This is a genomic window from Streptomyces olivaceoviridis (assembly GCF_014650115.1).
Classification (GTDB): Bacteria; Actinomycetota; Actinomycetes; order Streptomycetales; family Streptomycetaceae; genus Streptomyces; species Streptomyces olivaceoviridis.
Map to the genome: position 1 here is coordinate 1 of NZ_BMUI01000047.1, position 24,027 is coordinate 24,027.

The 24,027-nt window shown below is 70.6% G+C and carries 20 protein-coding genes and 3 pseudogenes; 13 read left to right on the plus strand and 10 right to left on the minus strand.

The window, feature by feature from the left end; translation table 11 throughout:
• Both IE273_RS40520 and IE273_RS40525 read right to left on the minus strand, forming a co-directional pair.
• Nucleotides 1-715, minus strand: a 715-nt coding sequence (locus IE273_RS40520; RefSeq protein ID WP_189820116.1) for a hypothetical protein, incomplete at its 3' end; no start/stop codon positions are given.
• A 50-nt stretch (nt 716-765) separates the two neighbouring features.
• A complete protein-coding gene (locus IE273_RS40525) occupies nt 766-1,956 on the minus strand; it encodes a glycoside hydrolase family 183 protein (RefSeq protein ID WP_189820117.1) in 1,191 nt (396 codons plus the stop codon).
• Nucleotides 1,957-2,393: 437 nt separating this feature from the next.
• Between IE273_RS40525 and IE273_RS40530 the strand changes: the two genes are divergently transcribed.
• Nucleotides 2,394-3,038 carry a penicillin acylase family protein gene (locus tag IE273_RS40530; RefSeq protein WP_189820118.1) on the plus strand — a complete coding sequence of 215 codons (645 nt, stop codon included), beginning with the start codon at nt 2,394-2,396 and terminating at the stop codon, nt 3,036-3,038.
• A 168-nt stretch (nt 3,039-3,206) separates the two neighbouring features.
• A complete protein-coding gene (locus tag IE273_RS40535) occupies nt 3,207-4,253 on the plus strand; it encodes an alpha/beta hydrolase (RefSeq protein ID WP_189820140.1) in 1,047 nt (348 codons plus the stop codon).
• Nucleotides 4,254-4,407: 154 nt separating this feature from the next.
• Here the strand turns inward: IE273_RS40535 and IE273_RS40540 are convergent.
• Nucleotides 4,408-4,668 (minus strand): annotated as a pseudogene (locus IE273_RS40540) (relaxase domain-containing protein); the annotation flags it as partial.
• A 996-nt stretch (nt 4,669-5,664) separates the two neighbouring features.
• On the opposite strand from IE273_RS40540, the pseudogene IE273_RS40545 reads away from it, so the two are divergent.
• Nucleotides 5,665-5,949, plus strand: a pseudogene (locus tag IE273_RS40545) (methyltransferase domain-containing protein); the annotation flags it as partial.
• Nucleotides 5,950-6,148: 199 nt separating this feature from the next.
• Here the strand turns inward: IE273_RS40545 and IE273_RS40550 are convergent.
• Entirely contained in the window at nt 6,149-6,748 is a 600-nt protein-coding gene (locus tag IE273_RS40550) for a CGNR zinc finger domain-containing protein (protein WP_229888077.1), read from the minus strand.
• 85 nt (nt 6,749-6,833) lie between these two features.
• On the opposite strand from IE273_RS40550, the gene IE273_RS40555 reads away from it, so the two are divergent.
• Together IE273_RS40555 and IE273_RS40560 are read left to right on the plus strand one after the other, a co-directional pair.
• Nucleotides 6,834-7,622 carry an MBL fold metallo-hydrolase gene (locus IE273_RS40555; protein ID WP_189820120.1) on the plus strand — a complete coding sequence of 263 codons (789 nt, stop codon included), beginning with the start codon at nt 6,834-6,836 and terminating at the stop codon, nt 7,620-7,622.
• A gap of 163 nt (nt 7,623-7,785) precedes the next feature.
• Nucleotides 7,786-9,054: an MFS transporter gene (locus IE273_RS40560; protein ID WP_373309493.1), complete on the plus strand. Its 1,269-nt coding sequence runs from the start codon at nt 7,786-7,788 to the stop codon at nt 9,052-9,054.
• Nucleotides 9,055-9,653: 599 nt separating this feature from the next.
• Here IE273_RS40560 and IE273_RS40565 read toward each other — a convergent pair.
• Nucleotides 9,654-10,025 (minus strand): hypothetical protein, encoded by a 372-nt coding sequence (locus tag IE273_RS40565; protein ID WP_189820146.1) that lies wholly within the window; start codon nt 10,023-10,025, stop codon nt 9,654-9,656.
• Nucleotides 10,026-10,422: 397 nt separating this feature from the next.
• Nucleotides 10,423-10,752: a DUF6234 family protein gene (locus tag IE273_RS40570; RefSeq protein ID WP_268257547.1), complete on the minus strand. Its 330-nt coding sequence runs from the start codon at nt 10,750-10,752 to the stop codon at nt 10,423-10,425.
• 735 nt (nt 10,753-11,487) lie between these two features.
• On the opposite strand from IE273_RS40570, the gene IE273_RS40575 reads away from it, so the two are divergent.
• From IE273_RS40575 to IE273_RS40580, 3 genes and pseudogenes are all read left to right on the plus strand, one after another.
• Nucleotides 11,488-11,928 carry a hypothetical protein gene (locus IE273_RS40575; RefSeq protein WP_189820122.1) on the plus strand — a complete coding sequence of 147 codons (441 nt, stop codon included), beginning with the start codon at nt 11,488-11,490 and terminating at the stop codon, nt 11,926-11,928.
• 15 nt (nt 11,929-11,943) lie between these two features.
• Nucleotides 11,944-12,216: pseudogene (locus IE273_RS45435) on the plus strand (DUF6193 family natural product biosynthesis protein); the annotation flags it as partial.
• A gap of 149 nt (nt 12,217-12,365) precedes the next feature.
• Nucleotides 12,366-12,539: a hypothetical protein gene (locus IE273_RS40580; protein WP_189820123.1), complete on the plus strand. Its 174-nt coding sequence runs from the start codon at nt 12,366-12,368 to the stop codon at nt 12,537-12,539.
• A gap of 1,333 nt (nt 12,540-13,872) precedes the next feature.
• On the opposite strand, the gene IE273_RS40585 is transcribed toward IE273_RS40580, so the two are convergent.
• Nucleotides 13,873-15,273 (minus strand): isopeptide-forming domain-containing fimbrial protein, encoded by a 1,401-nt coding sequence (locus IE273_RS40585; protein WP_189820124.1) that lies wholly within the window; start codon nt 15,271-15,273, stop codon nt 13,873-13,875.
• Nucleotides 15,274-16,411: 1,138 nt separating this feature from the next.
• Nucleotides 16,412-16,786 (minus strand): nuclear transport factor 2 family protein, encoded by a 375-nt coding sequence (locus IE273_RS40590; RefSeq protein WP_229888078.1) that lies wholly within the window; start codon nt 16,784-16,786, stop codon nt 16,412-16,414.
• Nucleotides 16,787-16,935: 149 nt separating this feature from the next.
• Between IE273_RS40590 and IE273_RS40595 the strand changes: the two genes are divergently transcribed.
• From IE273_RS40595 to IE273_RS40615, 5 genes are read left to right on the plus strand one after another with little or no spacing between them, the layout of a single operon-like run.
• A complete protein-coding gene (locus tag IE273_RS40595; RefSeq protein WP_189820126.1) occupies nt 16,936-18,348 on the plus strand; it encodes a TrpB-like pyridoxal phosphate-dependent enzyme in 1,413 nt (470 codons plus the stop codon).
• Between the two features lie 9 nt (nt 18,349-18,357).
• Nucleotides 18,358-20,160: a gamma-glutamyltransferase family protein gene (locus IE273_RS40600; RefSeq protein ID WP_189820127.1), complete on the plus strand. Its 1,803-nt coding sequence runs from the start codon at nt 18,358-18,360 to the stop codon at nt 20,158-20,160.
• Nucleotides 20,161-20,184: 24 nt separating this feature from the next.
• Nucleotides 20,185-20,685 (plus strand): VOC family protein, encoded by a 501-nt coding sequence (locus tag IE273_RS40605; protein WP_229888080.1) that lies wholly within the window; start codon nt 20,185-20,187, stop codon nt 20,683-20,685.
• On the plus strand, nt 20,682-21,689 hold the full coding sequence (locus IE273_RS40610) for a 3-methyl-L-tyrosine peroxygenase-related protein (protein ID WP_189820128.1): 1,008 nt from the start codon (nt 20,682-20,684) through the stop codon (nt 21,687-21,689). The genes IE273_RS40605 and IE273_RS40610 overlap by 4 nt, the downstream gene beginning before the upstream one ends.
• Nucleotides 21,679-22,866 carry an NAD(P)/FAD-dependent oxidoreductase gene (locus IE273_RS40615; RefSeq protein WP_189820129.1) on the plus strand — a complete coding sequence of 396 codons (1,188 nt, stop codon included), beginning with the start codon at nt 21,679-21,681 and terminating at the stop codon, nt 22,864-22,866. Before IE273_RS40610 ends, IE273_RS40615 begins: the two co-directional genes overlap by 11 nt.
• A 124-nt stretch (nt 22,867-22,990) precedes the next feature.
• Here the strand turns inward: IE273_RS40615 and IE273_RS40620 are convergent, their stop codons facing one another.
• Together IE273_RS40620 and IE273_RS40625 are read right to left on the minus strand one after the other, a co-directional pair.
• Nucleotides 22,991-23,476, minus strand: coding sequence for an aminoacyl-tRNA deacylase (locus IE273_RS40620; RefSeq protein ID WP_189820130.1), 486 nt, complete (start codon nt 23,474-23,476; stop codon nt 22,991-22,993).
• A 1-nt stretch (nt 23,477) separates the two neighbouring features.
• Entirely contained in the window at nt 23,478-23,990 is a 513-nt protein-coding gene (locus IE273_RS40625; RefSeq protein ID WP_229888081.1) for a flavin reductase family protein, read from the minus strand.
• Nucleotides 23,991-24,027: the final 37 nt, after the last annotated feature.

The window sequence follows — 24,027 nt, forward strand, 5'->3', positions numbered from 1 at the left end:
CATCCCCGTACACCGCATACGCCACGTCCGGATGCCACAGGATGATCCCGTTCTGGAAGAGCTGGAAGCGCCCACCCAGCGAAGCCGCCTCCTCGGCCCGGACCGGCGCGCCGAGGACACCCCCCGGGCCGCCCATGCCGCCGTACTTCGCCCCGATCGTGCCGTAGGGCTGGAACGCCTCGTCCCGCAGCGCCACGGCGGTGCCCTCGGCCTGGTCGTAGCGGAGCGGGTAGGCGGAGCGCTGGACGGCCTGGGCCAGCTGCCCGGCGGTGCTGCCCTCCATACCGGGTTCCATCTGCTCGGCGACCTCGAAGAACTTCGACGCGGCGTAGTCCACGTCCAGGACCTGCTCGGGCGATCCCCAGCCCTGCGAGGGGCGTTGCTGGAAGACGCCGAGCGAGTCCCGATCCCCGCACGCCAGGTTGTTCATCCGGGACTCGACCCAGCCGGTCTCGAACCCGGCGAGCATCACCTTCGGGGAGACGTTCATGCGCTGGCCGACCTCGTAGACCTTGCGGGTGACCGCTATGTCGCGTTCCGCGGGGATGTCGCAGTACGCCGTGGCGGGCGCGGCGTGGCCGAGGGGGCCGGGTATCTTCGGGGGTCGGGTGCTGTCGGCGCTCGCCGGGCCGCTGCTGAGGGCGGTCAGCACCGTGAGGGCGGCGAGCAGGGCCGTGCCGCCTGCTCTCGCGCGTCGTAAGCGGACTGCGCGCACTTGATTCCTCCTGGGGGGTGTGTTCTGCGAGGGCACGTGCGGGGCGTGACTCACGGGTTGATGCCGTCGTACTGCAGGACGCGGTAGGGCGACTGGTGGAGCTGGCCGTTCCACTGCGAGACGATCAGGGTCAGGGAGGTGGGACCGGCGCTGCCCGGGTGGATGTATCCGCCGTAGAGGAAGGGGAGTTGGGGTTTGCCCCAGTGGGAGGTCGGCCAGGTGGCGTTGCCGACGATCTGCGGCTTCGGCGCGCTCCACACGGCGTCGGGCCGGAGGGCGGTGCGGGTGCAGATCGAGTAGTCGGTGACGTCGAAGTAGCTCATGCAGTACGTGCCGCCGATGCGCTTGACGGAGAACTCGCCGATGTTGTTCCCGGAGAGGATCACGGACGGCTGCACCGCGCGGGTCCACTGCCACCTGCCGTCCAGGTACGCCCAGTTCTCCTGCGCTCCGAAGTTGCCGGCGCGGAACTCCTCCGGCCGGATGCGGAAGAGCTGGATCGCGCCGCCGTCACCGGTGTTGAGGTGGCTGCCGTTCCAGCGCTTGGAGAAGATGTACAGCCAGCCGTCGGGGTCGATGCCCGCGAACGACCACATGCCGTACAGGGACTGGTTGACGCCCTGGGTGTCCCCCGCCCAGTGGTAGGGGTAGTCGTGCCAGGTGACGCCGTGGTCGTCGGAGTAGGCGACGCCGGACATCCGTGAGCCGTCGTAGCCCGCGGGCGGCTGCCAGACCTCCACGGAGGTGTACTGGATGTAGGTGCGGCCGCCGAACTCGATGCAGTCGTTCGGGATGCGGCTGACCTCGAAGCCGTGTCCGTTGTCGGCGTTGTGCTGGTAGTCGAAGAGCTGCCGGGCGCCGCCTCCCGTGGGCATGGCCCACGTGAACGAGATCGGCGTGGAGCCGGAGGCGTCGAAGGATGCCTGGTTCAGCATGACCGGGGAGCCGAGATACTCCCCTCCCAGCGCGGGTTCGCTGAAGGAGTCGCCGAAGACATAACCCCAGGTGTTGTCGTGCTCCCGGTAGTAGGGGATGGCGAGGTCGCCCGATCCCAGCCCCTGCGCACGGGCCGAGTCGCCGGGCTGTTCGCACAGCGGCGCACCGTTCTGGGCCGCGGCGGCGGAGGGGGCGGCGGCGAGGGAGCCGCCGAGCGCGCCGGCGGTCAGGGCGACGCCCGCGCCGGCCTTGAGCAGGGTTCGGCGGGTGGGCGGACGGCGGTCGGGGTGTGCGGAGTCGGACATGGTCGTCCCTTCGGGGTCGGTCGGCCGCGGTGGACTCGGTCGGTCGGTCCGCCGCGACGCACGGAGTGACGGTCGGGGATGCGGGCCGCGGGCGCTGTGCCGGCGGTCGTGCGGGGTCGGGCACCGCGGCCGGTGCCGGGGTGGCGGCACGAGGTGGTCGCCGGGCCACGGCTGCGGATACGGACCGGACGGGCCGGATGGACCGGCGGGCCCGCGGCGGTCGGCTCATCCTGGCGGGGGGCGTTGAAGAATCGATGAAATCCCCGTTCAGCGAACGGATTCGGCGTCCAGGGAGCCTCGGTGGAGGAGTCGTCGTGGAGCCGTCACCCGTCGGCCCGGACCGTCGCACACCCACAGCGGTGTCATGGGAATTCCATCGGCCCTCCTTAGCGTGACCGGGCCCGGACAAAAGCCGCCGGTACGGGAGGGACGGCTCGATGGCGTGCAGGAGACTCGGTTCGAGGCTGCCGGTGGTGGTGATGGCCGCGGTCGCCGTGATGCGCACGACGGCGGTCGCCGCTTCGTCCGCCGCCGGGGAGGGGAGCGCCGAGGCGACGGTCCGCTCTACCGAGTACGGCATCCCGCACATCACGGCCTCCGGCTGGGAGGCACTGGGACCGGGGTACGGGTATTTCACGGCCAAGGACACCCTCGGCGCCCTGGCCGGCACGTATCCGATGGTCGGCGCCCGGAGGTCGCGCCATCTCGGGCCCGATGGCAGGGTCAGCCCCGGCAGGGGCCGGAACACCATCATCAACCTCAACGGCGACCGGTACTTCCAGCGGATCAACGACGACCGGGTGGTGGAGCGGCTGATCGACCAGCCCGCGTCCAATGGCCCGGAGCCGGAAGTCAAGGAGATGTCGTCTTCGGGTCCAGTTTCATCCAGGAGGTGCGGTTCACCGCGGACGGCCCCGCCGCAGTCCTCCTCCCTGCTGACCTACTCCCGGTCGATCGACCCGGCCACGCCGCACTACGCCGATCGGACGAGGCTGTTCTCGGCGGGCCGGTGGGTGACCGAGCGCTTCACCGGGGAACAGATCGCGGCCTCGCCTGAGTTGGAGGTCGAGGTCCTGAGCTGAGATCGACGTGTGAGTACGCCGGAACCGCCGAGGACAGTCTTCAGCGTGCTCCTCCCCTCCCGGGGCGTCACCGCGTCCCGGCACATCTCGCCCCGCACCACACGAAGGCTCACAAGGAGGCACGCTGTGGCAAGGACATCGAACCGCTGGCGACTGACGGCGACCGGGATGGTCACCGCCGTCGCCCTGGCCTTGGCCCTGGCCCTGCCGGCCGGTCCGGCCCAGGCGGCCGACGGCACCGCACCGCCGCCGTTGACGAACGGATTCGGACTGACGCAGGTCGACACGGCCGCGGGTGGTCCCACGAACTTCACCATCACGGTGACCACGCCGGAGGTCGCCGGCAAGCACCACATCAAGATCATCCTGCCTAGCGGCTACTACGACGACCCGAACAGGCGCTACCCCGTGCTGTACTTCCTGCACGGTTCGCCCGACGACCCGATCCAGCAGAACTATCCGGCGCTGACCATGTCCGACTCGATGATCACCGTCATTCCGGACGGCGGCGCCCGGGGCTGGTACGCCAACTGGCTGAACCAGAAGACGCAGCTCGGCGCCCAGAACTGGGAGAACTTCCACCTCAAGCAGGTCATCCCGTTCATCGACGCGAACCTGCGAACCATCCCCACCAAGAAGGCCAGGGCCGTCGCCGGTGTCTCCATGGGCGGGTTCGGCGCCCTGCACTACGCGCAGGTCCGGCCCGACCTGTTCAGCCAGACGGCGTCCCTGTCGGGGGACATCGACCTGTCGGTCCGGTCCATGGACCTGCGGCTGGCCGTCGTCGCCTCCGTCACCGACGCGCTCGGCGCGATCTGCGGCTCGTCGTCCGGAGCCTGCGACCCCGACAACTCCCCCTACAAGCCCGGCGTGGACAGTGACGCCCTGTTCGGCTCGCCCTACCCGGTGTTCAACGCCGACTGGCGGTGGAACGAGGTCGATCCGGCCGCGCACATGGACAAGCTCGCCGGGATCGGCGTCTCCATCTACGTGGGCAACGGCGGCGGCGTCCCCACCGAACCGGAGTTCTGGCTCGAAGGCGCGGCCCAGCACGTCAAGGACAGCATGGACGCGCTCGGCATGCCGTACCACTACGTCGACTACGGCGACGGTTCCACCTGGGGCACCCAGTGCAACGGCGGCCACAACGGCGGCTGCTGGGAACAGGATCTGCGGGACCTGATCCCCAGGCTGGAGCAGGCGTTCGCCTCCTGACCGTACGCACGCGCGCGACGAACGGACGGGCCGGCTGCCGCCTCCCACGTGGCGGCCGTCCCGTCCGGCGTCCGCGCGCCACGCCCGCCGCAACGGCTACCGCCCGCGCGAGTGGGACACCCGCGCCGGGACTGTCGAGCTCGCCGTTCCCGAGCGAGGCCCGCCACCGCTTGCGCAGCGCGGTCAGCGACAGCAGCTCCGTGCACTTGGGCGGGCGTGTCTGGTCGGCGGCCTGGCAGGCCAGCGCGTAGGCGGCCCGCTCTCCCGGCGGATGCCCCTGCCGTTCCCGGTACTTGGCGGTGAGGACGGGCAGCGCGTCCTCGATCTGCCGGCGGCGGGCCGACTGCCACCAGATGAGACGCTGGTCGATTCCCGCGATCTCCATGACCGGCCTGCGGCCATGCGCCACCTCGCGCGCCGTGCCGTTCGAAGGGGCACCAGAACACCTGGAGCAGGTCACCTGCACCGGTGCCGGGCAGGCCGGGCACGTCCCGCCGGTAGCGCTGGGTCACGCCGACCAGCGGGATGGGGTCGGTGTCGGCCAGGTGGGGCGCGTGTCGGCCTCGCTTGAAGCGGGAGAGCTCGTCGGCCTCCTCGGCGTTGGGGCCGGAGCGCGGGTCGCGCCGCCAGGCCCGTTCCAGGATCTCCCGCTCGCGCAGCACATCGGCGTAGCGGTGGCCGCTGCCCCGCTTGTGGGGGAGGGTGCACACGGGCCAGGGCTCGTCGGCGGGCCACAGCATCGGGCCGCCGACGGAGCTGTCGTGGGCCGTGGGGGTGTCACGGCGTGGGTGTAGCCGGGTGGCCGTGCGGCGCAGCGCGGTCAGTTCGGGGACGACCGCTTCCACGTCGACGGGGCGGGGCGGGGTGGTACGGGGCATCAGCCGGGGCTTCCTGAAGGAGGTCGGGCGGGTCGGGGCGTCAGGGCCAGGGGCCACGGGGGACTCTAGCGAGGCGGGGTGTCCCCCCAGGCTCCCGGTCAGGGTCTCCATCCGGTACGGCGGGTCGCGCACGTCATGATCTGCTGCGACATCCGGCCGTCGGCCGGGGACTCACCGTTCGGCACCAGCACCACTCGTGGCACTCCCCCGGGCTGCTCAGCGTCGTCGGTGGTCGACTCGAAGCCGGCGAGTCCTTCGACGAGGGCGCCGCAGGCGAGTTCACCGAGGAGGCCGACATCGTGATCTTCCAGTGGCGGATGCAGTCCGCCGGCACCACGCTCACCGCCGGGGGCCCGCCCGCTCGCCGCCGGCGGTGGCGGCGGCCTGGTCCTCCTCCTCGATGTCCGGACCACCCCCGCCATCGGCGAGCTTCTCCAAGTCGTCCCCGTCGTCCTGCTGCCGGCCTCCCCCATCCGCGTGCCGCGGCAGAACCCCGCCCGCGCGGCCGTACCGCCCGCCCGTGAAGGAGCCTCATGACCACCGTGTCCACCACCGCCACGACCCACTGGGAGCGGCTCTGGTCCCAGGGCCGCCGCTACCGGCAGCTCGACGACACCGAGAACCGGCTGCTGGAGGGCCGCCTCGGCCCCGGCCGAGACCGCCCGGCCCTCGACATCGGCTGCGGCGACGGCTCTCCTGCCCGCCGCCTCGCCCACCTCGGCTACCGCACGACCAGCATCGACTGCTGCCCCAGCGCCGTCGCGCTCGCCGCGGCCCAGGACCCCGGGCCCGGCCACGCACCGGTCCTGCGGTGCATGGACATCACCACCGACGACCTCAGCGCCCTGCCGGAGCCGGCCTACGCGGTCGTGATCATGTCCTCGTCGGGGGGCGGCGGCACCGAGGCGGGCGAAGAAGCCGTTCAGGGCCCCGGTGGGGGCGAACGCATGTGCATCGTCACGTCCGTTGCCCCCGTCCCCTGGTGTCGGCGGCACTCTCCTGGGCGGTACGGGTTCGTCAGTCTGCTTTCGCCCGGGTGCGTCGGGCGTAGGCGCGGGCGGCGCGGGCGCGGTCGCCGCAGCGGGTGGAGCACCAGTGGCGGCGCCCGTGGCGCAGCAGGTAGCGGTTACAGGGGGTGGAATCGCAGCTGGTGAGGCGGTCGGCGTCGGGGCCGGTGAGGAGGTCGGCCGTGTTGGCCGCCAGGGTCGCGAGAGCGCGGTCGAGGATCTCGTTGGTGGGGCACGGCGCCGCGCGGTAGGGGCCGTTCTTCTCGTCCCAGTAGAGCAGGGCGGCCGTGGGAGCTCTGCCCAGGGCGTCGTTGACGGCGGACAGTGCCACGGGAAGGGGGGGCAGTCCGTTGACGCGGGCGGCGAACAATGCCCTGATGTGTTCGCGCAGGGAGCGCAGCTGCGTCGCACACATCTCCTGCACTCCGGCGTCGGCAGGCGCGAGGCCGTGTTCGGTGAGCCAGCGATTCGTAGCCTCGGGGGTGCCGAGGAAATCGATGAAGTGCCCTCCGGGTAGTGCGACGGCGCTGTTCACGAAGTCGAGGGCGAGGTATTCCTCCGCGCCCGGGGCGGGCGGGGGCGCGGATGGGGCGGTCAGGGTCTCGCTCATGGCTCTCATGGTACGGCTTGCATTCATCCGTGACACACCTCTACCGTTCTTCACGGATGAACCGCCTTCTGTCCGTGAGGTTTTGATGCCCGATACCAGCACGACCACTGAGCAGATCCCCATACGCGTCTTCGGCGGCCCGACCGCCCTCTTCGAATACGGTGGCCTGCGATTCCTGACCGACCCGACGTTCGACGCACCCCGCGACTACCACGTGCCGGGCGGCCGACTGACCAAGACGGCGCCCGCCTCCGCCGTGCCGTCCGGCCTCGGCCGTATCGACGTGGTCCTGCTCTCCCACGACGAGCACCCCGACAATCTCGACGACTCCGGCCGGACACTGCTCGCCGACGTCCCGCTGACCCTGACCACGCCCGGGGGCGGGCAGCGCCTGGGTGGGGCGGCCAGGGGGTTGGCCGACTGGGAGCCGATCGAGTTGGAGCGCCCCGGCGGCGGAACGATCACTGTCACGGGTGTGCCGGCCCTCCACGGGCCCGGTCCGCGCGAGGAAGTCGAACCGATCACCGGTCAGGTCGTCGGATTCGTCCTGACCGGGGATGGCCTGCCGACGGTCTACGTCAGCGGCGACAACGCCTCGCTCGACCTGGTCAAGGAGATCGCCGAACGGTTCGGCGTGGTGGACACCGCCATCCTGTTCGCCGGAGCACCCCGCTTCCCCATGCTCTTCGACGGCGCGCTGATCGTCCTCGACAGTGCGCAGGCCGCCGACGCCACCCGGATCCTTGGTGCCCGCCGGGTGGTTCCCGTCCACTACGACAGCTGGGCGCACTTCACCGAGGGCCGTGACGAACTGATCGCCGCCTTCACCGACGCCGGGCTGCTCGACCGCCTGGACCTCTGCGACCGCGCCTGATCACGCAGCCGGTCAGGCCGGGACGCCGACCGATGCCTCGGCAGGGCCGGTAGGGGTCCGCCCCCCGGCTCGGCTTGCCACGCCGCCCTGCCCGCGTCCCCTTCGGACCTCCCGAACCACCAGAGGCGCCGTCCGGCAAGGTCATGCTCAGCGAAGGAACTCTGTGACGACTACCCCGCACGCTCGCATCGAGGATCTCCCGCGGTTCCAGGCGCAGCGCCGCGTCCTGATTGTCTTGATCGTCGCTCAGGTCCTCAGCGGCGCCGGACTGGCGGCAGGGGTGACCGTCGGTGCCCTGCTCGCGCAGGACATGCTTGGCTCCACCGGCCTTGCCGGCCTACTCAGCGCCCTGTCCCTCACCGGCTCCGCGCTGGCGGCTATCGTAGTCGGGCGTATCTCCCAAGCCCGTGGCCGTCGCTCCGGTCTTGCCGCCGGGTACCTGGCCGGCGCGATCGGCAGCGCGGGCGTCATTGCCGCCGCCGTCGCCGACAGCTCCGTTCTGCTGTTCGTCGCGATGTTCGTCTACGGCGCCGGTACGGCCACGAACCTGCTGGCCCGCTACGCGGGTGCCGACTTGGCGGCTCCCGAGCATCGCGCCCGCGCCTTGTCTACCGTGCTGGTCGCCACCACCCTGGGCGGCGTGGCCGGCCCCAATCTCGTCGCACCCGCCGGCAACCTCGCTCATGCCCTCGGCATCCCCCGCCTGGCCGGGCTGTTCCTTCTCGCGAGTGCCGCCTACGCGACAGCCGCGCTGGTTCTGACCATCTGGTTGCGCCCCGACCCACTGCTGCTGGCCCGCACGCTGGAGGCTGAGCGCACCGCCGAAACGTTCGCGCGTTCAGACGATCCCGGCAGTCGGGCGCGGCCGGCAGCCGGAGGGCGCCGCTCCGGCGTACTGCTGGGTGCGCTGGTCATGGCCCTCACTCAGCTGGTCATGGTCGCGATCATGACGATGACACCGGTCCACATGCACGACCACGGTCACAGCGCCGCCGCCTCCGGCCTCGTCATCGCGATCCACATCGGGGCGATGTATCTGCCCGCGCCCATGTCCGGCTGGCTCGTCGACCGGTTCAGCCCACTGACGGTCGCCGCCGCCGCCGCGCTGGTTCTGCTGGCTGCCGGGATCGTTGCCGCCAACGCCCCTGATGGTTCCGCCGCCGTATTCGCGATGGCTCTCGCATTGTTGGGTGTGGGCTGGAGTCTCGGTCTCGTCAGCGGCACCGCGATTATCACCGATGCCGTCCCGTTGGCCACCCGCGCCCGGACCCAGGGCTTGGTCGATGTCTCCGTCTCCGTCGCGGGCGTCATGGGCGGCATGGCTTCAGGCTTGGTTGTCACAGCCGCCGGCTACCCCCTCCTGGCGGTCGGCGGCGGTGCCCTGGCGCTGGCCATCGTGCCGGCGGTCGTCGTCGCAGCGCGCAGTCGCTGAGTGGGGACCTCTGGAGACGGCCCCGCACCGGCAGGACCGCGCTGCTCGCCGCCGCTGTCCCGGCCGTCGGGTCGGCGCGGCACCTGCCCGGCTACATCCCCGGATAGGGCAGCTCCATCATCAACAACAGCAGCCGCACCGCACGCGTCTACCAGAAGGACAACTACTTCGGCCGGCACGTCTGCGTCGGACGCGAGGGCGGCACCATCAGCGACCTGCGTTCCGACCAGCTCAACGAAACCACTCACAGCCTGCGCAAGAACGACACGCTCTACGGCGCCTGGCGCCCCTCGGCACGGGGCCATCCGCCTCCCGGCCGCCTGCCGGCAGACCCTCGGGCTCGACCCCCGGCCAGCGCCGGTGCAACCGCCTGGTCCGCACGCCGTCCGCAGAGCCCCGGCACGAAAGTCTTCCTCCGGACCGACCCCGTAGACCGTCCCGCCAGGCGCCGTGGCCCGCAGCGGCGACGGGACGAGACAGCGGCGGCCGGGCCGGACGGCAGAGCCCGGCGTACGGGACGGCGGGGCGCCGGACCGGGCCGGGCACCGCCAGACCGGGGCGGGCCGGCATCCACGCCCCGGCCGGCCCGTGCCACGGTGTCAGAGCGGCCCGGACGATCTCGCCGCCGCCATCGAGACCGGCACCCTGCACAGGTGTGCCGGCGAGGAGCCCGGGTGAGAGGCCGGCGTCGATCGGACACTGCCGTAGATCGAGAACACCAGCCAGCTCACCATTGGCCGGCTGTCCGCTGCCTGCTGTCCGCCGCTGGTCCAGCCGTAGCGGTGGGCGGTCACCGTCACGCTGACCTTCCGGCCCTTGTCGGTCTTCACCAGCATCTCAAGGACCCGCTCGACGGCGGCGAGTTCGTCCCGCTCGGCCCGAACCTCCGCCAGCTGCCTGGCCAGCTGTTCTTCGAGTTCATCCAGCTCCGCCCGCCTTGCGGTGATCCGTTCCAGCAGCTCGGGATCCATGCACCGGATCGCAGAAGGCACACCAGCCCTTTGACCTGCGACTTCAAGTTGGTGGAAGCTCACTCTGTGGGCGGTACGCACCGAGTAGGGTCGACACGGTGAAGCGGCACCGGTTTGCGGCGTCGCGTTCCCCCTTGACACAGGCCGTGGTCAAGGGAAATGCAGCGGGAGCGCGCCGGGTGAACGCGCGGCATAGTTCCCATCTGTCTCATCCGCTCCCACCCGGTGGAGTTCACCCGGTGGAGTGGAGGCCGGGCATCGTCGGCGCGCATGACAGACGGCCACCCGGCCGCGATGCGCGGTATCGAACACGCTTCGCAGCCAAGTTCATCGGAAACCCCCGGCGTCGGGAGCGCCTCGCCCGCTCCGCCGACTGGCGGACATCACGCATACAAACTCAACTAGCCAGGGCGAGGTGCCCGCTCATCGCGGCGGTACAGAAGGCCAGCACCGCGACAGCGGCTACGGCCTGCGTCGCCACACTCACCCGGTATCCCCGTCGGAACAAGCCGACCGCGGAGAGTAGTACCAGTCCACCGAATCCTCCCACGTAGGCGAGAACCGGCGTCAGCGACGCGAGGGGGTCCGGCTCGAAGGGGTTGAAGTCGGTCCGCGCCAGACCGGTCAGCAGGGCGACGATTCCGACAATGGCGTCGAGTAACCACAGCAGGACGGCGAAGAGCACGTCTTCGCCCGTACCGCGCCGGGAAGGTGAATGGCCGTGCATGAGCCAAGCTTCTGCGAGCACAACAGTCTGGGGCCTGAGTACGCATACTCAGACACCACCGTCGATCAGTGATTCCCTACCCGGGGGCGTGCTCCAGCACGGTCGCATACAGCCGTGCACCAGCGATCTTCGGGTGGAAAGACCCCAGACCCACTTCATCCGCACCGCCCCCCCTCGACGGTGAGACGGCCGCTTCCTGGATCACGCGGTGCACGCACCTGCCCCCTGGCGCCTACGCCCGCGTCGTCAAACGACGGCCGGCCGATGTTCCTGACCTGACCGAACAGGCCGGTCGTGCAAGCAGGGCCCGGCCGTGGCGAATCGTCGTCCGCGACCTGGCCACCTACCCCAAGACCCTCGCCCTCACCGCCGCACGCACGGCTGTGGCCGATCGCCGACAACTCGTAGCCGGACAGCACTTCACCGATACCCCGGCCGACGTGGTCAGCCGTTACCAGGCACCGGCAACCTCGGCGGCGCCGAACTCCTCGCCCGATGCCTGGCCCGACGGGCACGCCCCGAACTTGGCGATGGCTCCTCAGCATCAGAGGGGACAAGAGGGCCGTGCCCCTGCACGTCCCCCACTCTCAGGCAGTACAGCGCATGACTCGCCTGAGATCGTCAGCCTGGCCATCATCGGCCACGACCAGGGGGAACGATGTCCGCTGCCGGAGGCACTCATCGACATTCCGGTCCCCGCTCTCTGGACGTCACCGCCACGGCAGACTGGGAAGGGTGAACCGTGATCTCTATCCTGATCTGACTGGTGCAGGCGGCCTGGGCGCGGCGCTCGAACAGACGGCGGCCCGGCTCGGTATCGATCTCACCGTCGTCCCCCACGAAGGGGGAACTCTGGTGACGGCGGGTATCGCCTCATCGGTCCCGCACCGCAAGCCGCTGTCGATGTACATCGGGGCCGAGCGCCGCTTCTTCGGTGTCTCCGGCTGGAGTGAAGGCATCGAGGTCATCACCGGAGCCACGCCCGATCTGGCGGAGGTCGTCCAAGCCGGAGCGGCGTGGGGCGGGGGCGCCGGTCTGCGGGAGATGCGAGCCCAGCTGCCGTTCTTGCACTTCAGTGAGCGAGCAGAAGCCTACGAGCACGGGCCGGCCACGGTGGTGGAGCTGCAATGGCGGACCATGCCGGAACAGGCAGCCCAGGCCCCGGACTTTCCTTAGTTCGGCGCCCTCGTCGAAGCGGCTCACGCTGAACCGCGGCTGAGACAGCTGTATGTGTTCTCCAGCCACTGGACTCTCGGTTTCAGCTCCTGTACTGGCTACCCGTTCCGTGTGGAGGTGGCCCTCGCTCCGGGACACGGCGGCGGCCCGTACCGCGTGATGCAACGCCCTCACGCTGCCTGTATCAGCGAGGCCGCCACCGCCGAGGAAGCCGTCATGTTCGCGATGTCCCACCTCCCTGCCGACCTCGGCCCGGCCGTCGCAGGAACTGCCGAACGAGAGGAGTGACACACGTGCTTCTCGCCGGGTGGCCGACAGCCGTAGACAGACAGAGCTGACCATGGTGGGAGAAACCCATGCGTCGTCGCCCTGCGGTGTGTCTGTGAACTTCAGAAGGGGGGCTCCTCGCTCCAGTCGCTACGCGAGGCTCGCGGCGGATGGGGCTGGTCCTGATGAAGGGCGGCGATGGCCTCGTCGATGCGGCCGAGGTCGATGAGGGACGCGGCCAGATCGTGGCTGTTCACGGGAGCGTGAGGGCGCAGGACGGTGGCAGCCTCCCCGATACGTCCGGCACCGGCCAGCAGTACGGCGATGAGCCGCGCCGCGTATGAGGTGTCGCCTTCGGGGTGAGCCCGGGCCTGTTCGAGCTTCGTCGACCCGGTCGCAGGCAGCCATCAGCGGGAGCCGCAGCCAGAAGAGATCCCACTCTTCCTGTCCGCGGCGTTCCTTGAGGGCGTCGAGGTAGGCCAGGCCGTCCTCGGGGCGGCCCTGGTCGGTGCAGAGAGTGCAAAGTACGTGAAGGATCCAGTGCTCGGCGCCTGGCGCATCGGCCAGGCCCCGCATCACCTCGATCGCCTCGTCCCCGCGGCGGTGCCGTGCCAGCAGGTGCGCGAGCTGCACCGTCATGGCGGCCCGGCAAGCGGTTGAGTCGCCGGCCTGCCGGTAGACGGCGATGGCGGCCTCTACGTCACCGCGTTCCTCCAGCAGTTCCACAAGACGCTGTGCGGCACGCCCCGGCACCTCGGTTGCCGCGTAGGCGCGCAGCTGATCGGGCCGGTCGTGCCGGGCCAGCAGATCGGCCAGTTGGTCCCGGCCGTTGACCGAGGTGCAGCAGAGTGAACACCTCGTCGCCACGGCCGTGCCGGGTGAGCAAGCGCGCACAGAACTCCGCTGCCAGCGGATGCCCGGCCTCCATACGAGCACGGGTCAGCACGATCGCCTCGTCAGCCCGGCCCCAGCTCTCCGACAGTTCCGCCGTAGCCCTGATGGCCTGCCACCAGCCCGTAGTGAGGCACGGAGTGAGCACCTCCAGCGCCTCGGCTTGTTTTCCCTCCTCACCGAGCAGCCGCGCCCACTCCCGCGCACAGAACCACTCCCCGTGGCCGGCCCACCACTCCACCTCGGCGGCATGGCCACGTTCGAGAAACCGGGAGACCAGATGCGGCGGGATACGGCCAGTCTGTGTCCGGGCACGATAGTCAAGATCAGCAGCGTCCACAGCGACGCACCAGAACCGCCCCTTGGACACGACCACCACGCCCCAGCGCCAGCCAGGCGGCCATGCCCTTGGCACCATCCGCCCCCTATCCCCCTGCCCGTCTCTGCCCGCCGCTGTACGCCGATCACGGTGGCGACCGTCTCCCGCTCAGGGTGGGCGGTCAGGACATCGGCGGGCAGGTTCAGGAGTCGCCGGGCATCTCGCCGTCCGCGCGGGTCCGGGCGGTGGCGTACTCGCACAGGCAGCCCAGCGCGCACCGCGCTCAACAGGCCACCAGCCCACTCCCCTTCGCCGTCGGCGTCGTCACTACCGGCGGCGACCTGCCGCCCCAGCCGGAGGCCGGGCGCCAGGAAGTCGCGCGACTGTGCAGCTACATCGAGGACCGAGGCGGTGCGGCGCCACTGCGAGCAGTACTTGGCAGTGGTCTCGCGGCGATCGGCTGGGGGCTACTTCTGGCCGGCGCAGGGGTCGCAGCAGGAGGGGGCCGGTTCGACGCAGACGCTGACGGTGTCGGCGTTGTTGGCGGTGTCGGGGTCCTTCTCGTTGGCGGTGGCGGTGGCGGTGTTGTCGACCAGGCCGGCCTTGGTGGCTTTGGCCCGCAGCACGAGGGTGGCGTTGGCGCCGTTGGCCAGGTCGCCCACGGTCCACTGCCCGGTGGCCGGGTTGTAGCTTCCGGGGCCTTCGGCGGACAGGAAGGTGAGGCCGTCGGGGAGCTGGTCGGTGACGGTGACGCCGGTGGCGTCGTTCGGGCCGGCGTTGTGGACGGTGATGCGGTAGGTCATGGTCTGGCCGACGGTGACGGTGGTGGCGTCGGCTGCCTTCGCCACGGTCAGGTCGGCAGCCGGTTTGACTTGCGTGACCTGCTCGTTGGAGGTGGAGGTCAGGGGCTCTGGTGTGTCGCCGAGCCGGTTCTCGTAGGAGGCGGTCGCGGTGTTGGTGATCTGCTTGCCGCCGCTGGCCCGGTCGATGGTGACCCGGTACTCCACCGTGGTTCCTGCCGACAGTGTCTCGGTGTTGGGCAGGCCGCCCCCGTCCGCGGCGGTGGCACCGTTGCCGAGATGGAAGACGACCTTGTTCGCCTGGGCGTCGTAGTACGCCTGGTCGTCGCCTTGCGCGTCGGTCTTCGCTCCGGTGTTGGGGCCGTCGACGATGCGCAGGGAGCCGGGCAGGTACGTCGTGCCCTGGGGGATGACGTCGGTCAGGGTGAGGTTCTCGGCCGCGCCGCCTCCTTCGTTCTTGGCGGTGATGCGGTAGGTGACGACGTCGCCCACGTCCAGCGGTCCGGCCGGGATGGCGGTCTTTTCGAGCACCACGTAGGCGGCGGTGCCGAAGAAGATGCCGTCGAGGAAGTTGCCGATGCCTCGGTTGCCGCCGGCGGCGGAAATGGAACGGAAGGCGAAGCGCGTCGTTGTCTGGCCTGCCGGGACGGTGTAGGTGCCGGTGTAGTAGCCCCAGGCGGTGTTGCCGTCGGTGAAGCGCCTCTGCTCCACCGTGGAGCGCGGTGCGCCGATGTCCAGCGCCATGGTGTCCTGCCCCTGGCGGCCTCGGTGATACAGCCGCCAGTAGAGCTTCGTACCGGGAGTGGTCGGCAAGTCCTGGTAGAGCGTGGAGACTTCATTGGCGTTGAGCTCGGCGAACTGGGCGCCGTCGGCTGCCGGAACCCCCTGGAAGCCTGAATGCCACAGTTCGATCCTGTGGTCGGAGGCGGTGGTGAGCCAGCCCTGAACCCGCTTGGCAGCCTGTGTCTGTGAGGCGTCCGGCAGGATCTCCACGTCGGTCACGGAGGGCTGTTCGAAGCTGCCGTTGACCAGGGCAACCCGGAGCGGGGCAGCGGGAGGTGTGGTCATGGGTTTTCCCCCTTGGGTCGGCACTGCTGATATGCGCCGCCGCCGGGCCGCACCTCTGCGCGCCGCGACGGAGCCAAAACACTCCGTAGCGCATCGCACTGACGTGATTACGTACAGTGCTGGATGGAGAAGTCCAGCCAACCCCCGGGAGGCAAGTTTGCGAGAGCCGCGCCCGCGCATCCGCTGCCGCGCCGTCATCCCTGCCGCGTATGTACGCCACTTCCGTCACAGGGGCTCCTCAGCCCTCCCTCGCAAATCGCCGACATGACCGAAAGCCCATGTTGCACGTGCTGCCGTCACTCTCACTCAGGATGAATCGGCCAGCGGCGGGTTGACGGTTCTGGCGCAGCGGCACACGTATACAGACCCCGGAGGCGTGGCGGGAGCGGGCCGGCAGCATCGGGGGTGGAGGTGCCGCCGTCCTCGACGCCGTGCGTGAGCGCACTGCGGCGGAGCCGGTGGAATGTGAAGCCGTCCAGGTCCTCGATGTCCTCGGGAGAGGCGAGCGGGGTGACCAGGAGACGGTGTTCACCTCGAAGATCTCCTCGGCCCGGTGGCAGGAGAGCGGGTCCGGCCGGTCGAGGGCCCGGGTCGTCTGCCTGCGCCCCTGCCTATCGCGGGGCAGCGTGATCGCCGGGAGTCGGCCGAACACCCCGCCGACACCGTGGGGCAGGGGCTCGTCGCCGAGTGCGGCCACCTCCTGCCAGGCCAGGGCGGACAACTCCTCGCCCGTCAGGCGCAGTACAGCGGCAGAAGGTGGGAAGTGCGGCTCGTGCTGTCGCTCCGTGGTCGATCCTTCCTGCGTCCCATGGCCGCAGGTCTCCTTCCGCTGGCGGGCCGTCGACTCCGTGGCTCCGGCAAAGACCTGGCACAGCCACCGACGGAACACCAGGGCACCGGCTACGGCCGCCGACGGAACACCAGGCAGTGTGCCCAGGCCCTGGGAACGGCGCCCCCTCCCCGTGCGTGGGCCGACATGCCCGGTGCCTCGTCCAGCAGGCCCGTCAGCCCGACCGGAGTCGTCGTCCCGACGCCGCCGGCGCCGCCGATTCGGCTTCCACCGAGCCCACTTCACGCACCGGCCGCCCCGGCCGGGGCAGGGTTACGGTTCTCCGCGGGCACCGCTCCCCACCGCCCCCTACCGCTTCGCCGTGGCCTGGTGTGCGAGGAGCCTCCAGTTGCCATCGACACGGGTCCACACTCCGAGCGCGCGGTTGGCCAATTTCCTTCGCGCTCCCCCCGCAGTGATGTCGATGTGCATTTCGCTGATTATCACGGCCGTGTCGCCGATCACTTTGACGCTCTCCACAAGGTGATCGATGCGGTGGTACACGTAGTGGGAGCTCTCGCACTTCTCGACGAACGAATCGAGCGTATCCAGGGTTCCGCTCGAATGAACGTAGGCGAGGTCGGGATGACAGAGGTCGATGAAGCCTCCGAGGTCGTGTGCCACAAGGGTGTCGAAACGGCGCTTCTCCAGTTCACGAATGACGTCCGTGTCAAGTGCCGTCACGTGTTCCTCCGCCTCCCGGTGACTTCGAGCAGCCAGTCTGCATCCGGGGAGGGTGGGGAGTCGTGCGCATTTGGGACTAGTCAGATCTGCGGAGTGCTCGTCCCCGCGAGCAAGCAGAAAGGGCGAAGCCATACGGATATTCCCTTCCTATGATTCTGCACCAGGAATGTCCTGGCGTTCGAAGGGAATCACCGGTGTTGAAGCGAGTCCTGCTTTCCGAGAGCGACCTGCCCGACCGTTGGTACAATATCCTTCCCGATCTCCCCACGCCTCTCCCCGGCCCCCTCAACCCCATGACGATGGCTCCGCTACAGCCCGGGGATCTGGTCGACCTGCTTCCGCAGAAGGTCATCGAGCACGAGTTCACGCAGGACCGCTGGGTGGAGATCCCGGAGCGGGTGCGGGACGTCTACAAGATCTGGCGGCCCTCCCCGCTGGTCAGGGCGGAGCGACTGGAGCGCGCGCTCGACACTCCGGCACACATCTACTTCAAGTTCGAGGGTGTGTCCCCCTCGGGCTCCCACAAACCGAACACCGCGGTCGTCCAGGCGTACTACGCGGCCGAGGAGGGCGTCCGCCGGCTGACGACGGAGACCGGGGCCGGCCAGTGGGGTTCCGCGCTGTCATTCGCCGGTGCGCTGTTCGGCCTGGAAGTGAACGTCTACATGGTTCGCGCGTCCTTCGAGCAGAAGCCCTACCGCAAGTCGCTGATGCAGAGTTGGGGCGCCCAGGTCTACGCCTCGCCCACCCGGCGGACCGAGGCCGGCCGTCAGGTCCTGGCTCAGGACCCGGACTCACCGGGCAGCATCGGCATCGCCATCAGCGAGGCCGTGGCGGACGCGCTGAGCCGCGACGACACCAAGTTCGCGCTGGGCTCCATCATGAACAACGTGCTGCTGCACCAGTCCGTGATCGGTCTGGAGGCCAGGAAGCAGATGGAGATCATGGGCGAGTACCCCGATGTGGTGATCGGCTGCGTCGGCGGCGGCTCCAACTACGCAGGGCTCGCCTACCCGTTCCTGCGGGACCGGCTGAGCGGCGAACGCCCGCGGACCCGGTTCGTCGCCGCCGAGCCCGAGGCATGCCCCACACTCACCCGCGGCAAGCTGGCCTATGACTACCCGGACACCACCGGCCTGACCCCGCCCCTGTACATGCACACCCTGGGACACGGCTTCATCCCCGGCTCGATCCACGCCGGCGGCCTGCGCTACCACGGCGACGCGCCCAGCCTGTGCCTGCTGAAAGAGCACGGTCTGGTGGAGGCCCGGGCCTTCCCCCAGACAGAGATCTTCGATGCGGCGGTGCGCTTCGCGCGGAGCGAGGGCTTCGTCATCGCCCCCGAGTCGTCGCACGGGCTGAAGGCGGCGCTCGTCGAGGCGCTGGCCGCCCGCGAGGCGGGGGAGGAACGGGTCATCCTGTTCAACATCTCCGGGCACGGCAACTTCGACCTGGCCGCCTTCGACTCCTTCCTGGCCGGGACGATGGAGAATCCGACGGTCACGGACGAGCAGATCGCGGCGAGCCTGAGCGATCTGCCGTCGCCCTCCGCCTCGGTCTGAGGGGCGGTCATGGCGACGCGTCCCGAACTGCGGGGTACGTTCGGCGCGGTGTCCTCGACACACTGGCTGGCCTCTGCGGCGGGCATGGCGACCCTGGAGGCAGGCGGCAACGCTTTCGACGCCGCCGCCGCGACGGGCTTCGTGCTCCAGGTGGTGGAACCCCATCTGAACGGGCCCGGCGGCGATGTGCCGATCCTCTTCTTCGACGCCGCATCGGGTCGCGCCCAGGTGATCTGCGGGCAGGGGCCGATGCCGCAGGCGGCGACACCGGAGGCGTTCCAGGCGCTGGGCCTGCTCCGGATCCCCGGCTCCGGTCTGCTCCCGGCCACCGTCCCCGGCGCGTTCGGGGCCTGGCTGCGGCTGCTGGAGGAGCATGGCACGATGCGGCTCGCGCAGGTCCTCCAGTACGCCGTCGGTTACGCGGCGGACGGCTATCCGGTCCTGCCGAAGGCGGCCGAGGCCATCGCCGTTCTCGCGGAGCTGTTCCGCGACGAGTGGACGCAGTCCGGCCACACGTATCTGGTGGACGGCACGCCGCCCCGGCCCCGTTCCCGGCTGCGCAACCCGGCGCTGGCCGAGACCTACCGGCGGATCATCAAGGAAGCCGAGGCCGCCGGCCCCGGCCGTGAGCAGCAGATACGCGCCGCCCACCAGGCGTTCTACGGCGGCTTCGTCGCCGAGGCCATCGACGCACATCTGCGCACCCCCGCCCTGGACGCCACGGGCAGGCGGCACCGGGGCCTGCTCACCGGCGACGACATGGCTCGCTGGGAACCGCGTACGGAGGCCACGGTCCACCGCGCCTACCGGGGTCTGGAGGTGCACAAGCCGGGCCCCTGGTCGCAGGGCCCGGTGTTCCTCCAGCAACTCGCCCTGCTGGAGGGGTTCGACCTCGCGGCGATGGGCCTGGACAGCGCCGACTATCTGCACACCGTGATCGAGTGCGCCAAGCTGGCCTATGCGGACAGGGAGGCATGGTACGGGGACCCGGACTTCACCGACGTACCGTTGTCCACGCTGCTGGCCGGTGACTACGCCGACGAACGCCGAGGACTGGTCGGCGACCGTGCCTCCGACACGCTGCGTCCCGGTTCGCCGGCGGGACGGCCGCCACGGATCCCGCCGCTGGACCGTGCGGAACCGCCCGTTGGACCCTACTGGCAGGGCCAGTTGTACGACGGACTGCCCACGGTGGTTCCCCCGGTCGTGGCGGCGACCGAGGCCCGCGGTGACACGTGCTGCCTGACGGTCACCGACCGGCACGGCAACATGGTGGCCGCGACGCCCAGCGGCGGCTGGCTGAAGAGTTCCCCCGTGGTCCCGGGGCTCGGCTTCCCGCTGGGCACTCGGGGCCAGATGGCCTGGTTGGAGGAGGGGCACCCCAACTCCCTGGCACCGGGCAAGCGGCCCCGTACGACCCTGAGCCCGACCCTCGTCCTCCAGGACGGCCAGGCCCGGCTGGCGTTCGGCACGCCGGGCGGGGACCAGCAGGACCAGTGGACGCTGGGGTTCTTCCTGGCCCATGCGGATTTCGGACTGGACCTGCAACGCGCCGCCGAGACCCTCGCCTTCCACTCCGAGCACGTCCCCTCCTCGTTCACGCCCCGCACACACCGGCCGCTCGCGGTACGTATCGAAAGCCGTCGCAGCGACGAGGCCGCAGCCGACCTCATCCGCCGCGGGCACGCTCTGGTCTCCGTACCGGACTGGTCGCTGGGCAAGGTGTGCGCCGTGGGTGTCGAACCGGGTGACGGCCTGCTGCGTGCCGCAGCGTCACCGCGCGGCGAGCAGGCGTACGCCGTCGCCCGATGAACCACTGGAAAGGATTCCCGAACCGTGCCCCTCCCTGTGGACGAACCCCCAGCGGCCGGTCGCGCCCTGCGGGCCGGACTGCACCACCTGGCGGTCGAAACAGCCGACCTCGACAACTGTGTCGCGTGGTACACCGACTTCTTCCGTGGCACCGCCACCTGGACCCTCGATACGTTCTCCGACCTGACCCGTGACCGGCTGCCCGGCATCACCCGGCTGACCGAGGTGGCCGCCGTCGGCATGCGGTTCCATCTGTTCACCCGCTCGGCCGCCTACTCCCTCCCGCATCCGGACACGTTCCAGTTCCAGCATGTGTGCATGGCCGCCGCGACGGCCGAGGAGTTACGGGCGTGGCGGGACCGCTGGCAGCGGTTGTTCGCCTCCGGACGCTACGTCTTCGCCCGTCCCGAGCCATCGACGGAGATCGTCGTGGACTCGGACGGGGTGAGCAGCTTCTACGCCTACGACGTCAACGGGCTGGAGTACGAGTTCACCCACATACCGGTGGGGGCAGAGGGACGGTGAGCGCGCTCGACGGCAACTCGACCACCGGTCTGCTGGAAGCCGGCGTCGCCGAGTACGGCGGCCGCGCCTACGGGCTCGAACCTCTGGTGCTGCCGCCCGCCCCAGTGCCGAGCAGCGGCGACGGTCACCTGACCCGACGGTACGCGGAACTCCTCGGCACCACCCGCACCCGCACGGACCCGGGTGCGGTCCACCCGGGTGCCCTGGTGCCGCTGGGTGCCGCGGGGTCCGAGGAGCAGTTGTTCTGGTTCCGGTGGATCACCGGTCACCAACTCACCTTCATGCTCTGGCAGGAGCTGGGACGGCGGGCCGCCGAGGCCGCCGTCCCGGCGGCACCGGAGGAGGTGACTGCCGCGGCCCGACTGGTGCGCGGCTACTCGGCCATGCTGCTGTACACGGCGTCGTGCACCCGGGACGTCTACCACCGGATCATCCGGCCGAGCATGGCGCTGCACCATCCCGCGTTCAGCGGTGCCTGGGCCCGTGACTACGGCCCCGTGCGGGCCTTGTTGCGGGGGCGGCTCCCCGAAGCCTGGGGCGGCTGGGCAGACGTCCTGCTCGACGAGTGCGCGCTCAACGACGCCGTGCACGAAGGCATCGCCGCGAAGCTGGTGCCCGACGCCCCCTCGTTGCTCCAGTCGGCGGCGGGCGATGGCCGGGCCCTGCCGCGCGACGTCCGGGCAGTTCTGTTCGACACGTACTTCCTCACCCTCCGCGCGCCCTGTTCGCCCGCGGAGGTCGCCGCGCAGCTCCTGCGCCGGATACGGGTGGTACGGGACGACCTGGCGGCCAACGGCCTGTACCCGGCCGCCGCGTCCAGCCGATTAGAGAAGCCGGACGCACTGCGGACGGCACGGGTCGAGGAGATCGAGCGCACCGTTCCCCGGCTCCTCGGCAGGATCGCCCGCGACTGCGTGCGGCTTTCCACACCCGAGGCGCGCGCTCCGTCCCCCACCCCCGTATACGAGCACCCGTTGGAAGGAAGCGGATCCCATGGCACATGACGTGATCGTGGTCGGCGGCGGTATAGCGGGCTGTACGGTCGCCGAGCGGCTGGCCGGGCAGGGGCTGAGTGTGCTTCTGCTGGAGCGCGGCGCCCTGGCCGGCGGTGCGACCGGCCGCAACCAGGGCGGTCTGCTCCCCAGTCCGCTGCCCGAGTGCGGCGGGCTGTTCGCCGAGGCGGTCGCCTACTACGAACAGGCCGAGTTGGAGAGCGAGGTGCCGTTCAGGTTCCGTCCGCACGGCTATCTGCTGGTTGCCGCGGACACGGAGGACATGGACCGCGCCCACGCCCACGGCCACGCGCTGTCCGCGGTCGGGTTCCCGGCCCACGTGGTCAGCACCGATGAACTGCGGGATCTGGAACCCGGCCTCGCGCCTGACCTGGCGGGCGCGGTGATCGTCGAGGGGGCGTACGCCCTCCACCCGGTACTGGCCGCCGCGGCCCTGGCCGGGCGGGCCGCCCGCGCGGGCGCCGAGATCCGGACGCACGCACTGGTCCGGGGTCTGACCACGGCCGGCGACCGGGTCACCGGTGTGGTCACGGACGACGGCCCGCTGGCGGCGGGGAACGTGGTGCTCGCGGCGGGGCCGTGGTCACGGAGCCTGGCCCAGCAGGCCGGCAGCGATGTGCCGGTGTTCGGGGCACGTGGCTGGCTGCTGCGCACCGCGCCGGTCACGGGCGCGGTGTTCCGGCACACTCTGATGCAGTCCACCTGGCACGGTCCGGTCGGCTTGCGGCGCAACGGCCCGCCGTTGTTGGCCGACATCGCCGCTCCCACGGCCACGGCCACGCAGGTCGTCTTCTCGTTGCAGCCGTTGCCCGGTGGAGAGGTGGTGCTCGGTTCCAGCAGCGGTCCGGCGCTCCAGCTCGACGACGTACGGGACGGCGACGTGGCGGTCCCGCTGATCGCGGCGGCGGCAGCCCGGCACGCCCCGGTGCTGGCCAAGACACCGGTGCGCGCGGCGTGGTCGGGTGTGCGTCCGATGTCCCCCGACGGTCTGCCCATGGTCGGCCCGGCGTCCGGGGCCGCGGGGCTGTGGCTCCTGACCGGGTTCGGTATCGACGGCATGCCGTTGGCCCCGGGCACGGCCCGGCTCCTGACGGAGTACCTCGTGTCCGGTCGGCGACCGGCGGGTGCCGAGCCGTTCGCCCCGGAACGGTTCGACGACCGGGAGTAGGGCGGGGGGTGTCCCCCCATGAGGGAGGCGGTGCGGTCCGAACATCCGGCTCGCACCGCCTTTCCGGTTCACCCGGTCGGGTGTCCGGCCGAGGCCGGGCCACCGGGTGACAGGGCCTGCCGCGTCACTGGGACAGTTCCTCGATCTTCGGCCCGACCAGCTCGATGAGTTGCGCGGCCTCGATCCGTACGGTCCGGTCGGCGCGACCGCTGCCGCAGTACACGGTGCCCATCCGGGTCACCGCTGTGTCGAAGACGATCACGACGTCCGGCAGATCGCAGACCGGACTCGCGCCGCCCGGTTCCATGCCCAGCAGGCTCAGCTCCCCCGGTTCGGCCTGCCGGAGCTTGGCGCGGGACACGCCCGCCGCCCGGGCCAGCCGGCCGTAGTTGACGCGTCCGGTGACGGGCAGGGCGGCGAGCACGAAGCCGCCGTCGGCCGTCCGGAAAACCATGGTCTTCAGTAACCGCTCGGTGGTGAGGCCGAGTTTGGTCTCGGCATCCTCCTGGCCGACGATCGGGACGTGGTCGAGGACCGTGAACGGCACCCCGGACTTGCGGAGCACCTCCTCGGGCGACAGGACACTGGTGGGCTCCGCTGGCTGCGACATCTCACTCCTCGGCGGCTGGGTCCGGCCGGGACCGGCCGGGCTCCGCCACGCTACCGCTCGTCGGCCAGGCGGCGTACCGGCGCAGCCCGTACAGCAGCGGGGGCCGTCCGTGCTCGGTGCGGACGCTGACGCGGAACACCCGGCCGAAGACGATGGTGTGGTCCCCTGCCTGCCGCACCCCGTCGACCCGGCAGTCGCCCACGGCGTGCGCGGCGTCCAGCAGGTGCGGGCCGGCCGCCGCGTCGGGCAGGTGCCAGGCCGTCCGCCGGAACCGGTCCGGGTCGCCTGAGGCGAACAGTTCCGCCACGTCCCGGGCAGAGTCGTGCAACAGGTTGACGCTGAACGCTCCGGTGCGCTCCAGCGCGGCCAGCGTGGGACTGCCGGTTCGTACGCAGACCAGGAGCATGGGCGGGTTCAGGGACACGCTGCACAGGGACGAGCACGTCATGCCCCAGGGCCGACGAGCGCCGTCCAGGGTCCCGATGACCGCGACACCGGTGGGGAACAAGGACATCAACGTCCTGAAGTCGCCCTCACCCACCGTCGTTTCC

Excerpts from the sequence above, each read along its gene's own strand:
- IE273_RS40525 (WP_189820117.1), bottom strand. The coding sequence starts at position 1,956 with ATGTCCGACTCCGCACACCCCGACCGCCGTCCGCCCACCCGCCGAACC.
- IE273_RS40530 (WP_189820118.1), top strand. The coding sequence starts at position 2,394 with ATGGCGTGCAGGAGACTCGGTTCGAGGCTGCCGGTGGTGGTGATGGCC.
- IE273_RS40535 (WP_189820140.1), top strand. The coding sequence starts at position 3,207 with ATGGTCACCGCCGTCGCCCTGGCCTTGGCCCTGGCCCTGCCGGCCGGT.
- IE273_RS40550 (WP_229888077.1), bottom strand. The coding sequence starts at position 6,748 with ATGAGCGAGACCCTGACCGCCCCATCCGCGCCCCCGCCCGCCCCGGGC.
- IE273_RS40555 (WP_189820120.1), top strand. The coding sequence starts at position 6,834 with ATGCCCGATACCAGCACGACCACTGAGCAGATCCCCATACGCGTCTTC.
- IE273_RS40565 (WP_189820146.1), bottom strand. The coding sequence starts at position 10,025 with ATGGATCCCGAGCTGCTGGAACGGATCACCGCAAGGCGGGCGGAGCTG.
- IE273_RS40570 (WP_268257547.1), bottom strand. The coding sequence starts at position 10,752 with ATGCACGGCCATTCACCTTCCCGGCGCGGTACGGGCGAAGACGTGCTC.
- IE273_RS40580 (WP_189820123.1), top strand. The coding sequence starts at position 12,366 with ATGGGGCTGGTCCTGATGAAGGGCGGCGATGGCCTCGTCGATGCGGCC.
- IE273_RS40585 (WP_189820124.1), bottom strand. The coding sequence starts at position 15,273 with ATGACCACACCTCCCGCTGCCCCGCTCCGGGTTGCCCTGGTCAACGGC.
- IE273_RS40595 (WP_189820126.1), top strand. The coding sequence starts at position 16,936 with ATGATTCTGCACCAGGAATGTCCTGGCGTTCGAAGGGAATCACCGGTG.
- IE273_RS40600 (WP_189820127.1), top strand. The coding sequence starts at position 18,358 with ATGGCGACGCGTCCCGAACTGCGGGGTACGTTCGGCGCGGTGTCCTCG.
- IE273_RS40615 (WP_189820129.1), top strand. The coding sequence starts at position 21,679 with ATGGCACATGACGTGATCGTGGTCGGCGGCGGTATAGCGGGCTGTACG.
- IE273_RS40620 (WP_189820130.1), bottom strand. The coding sequence starts at position 23,476 with ATGTCGCAGCCAGCGGAGCCCACCAGTGTCCTGTCGCCCGAGGAGGTG.
- IE273_RS40625 (WP_229888081.1), bottom strand. The coding sequence starts at position 23,990 with ATGTCCTTGTTCCCCACCGGTGTCGCGGTCATCGGGACCCTGGACGGC.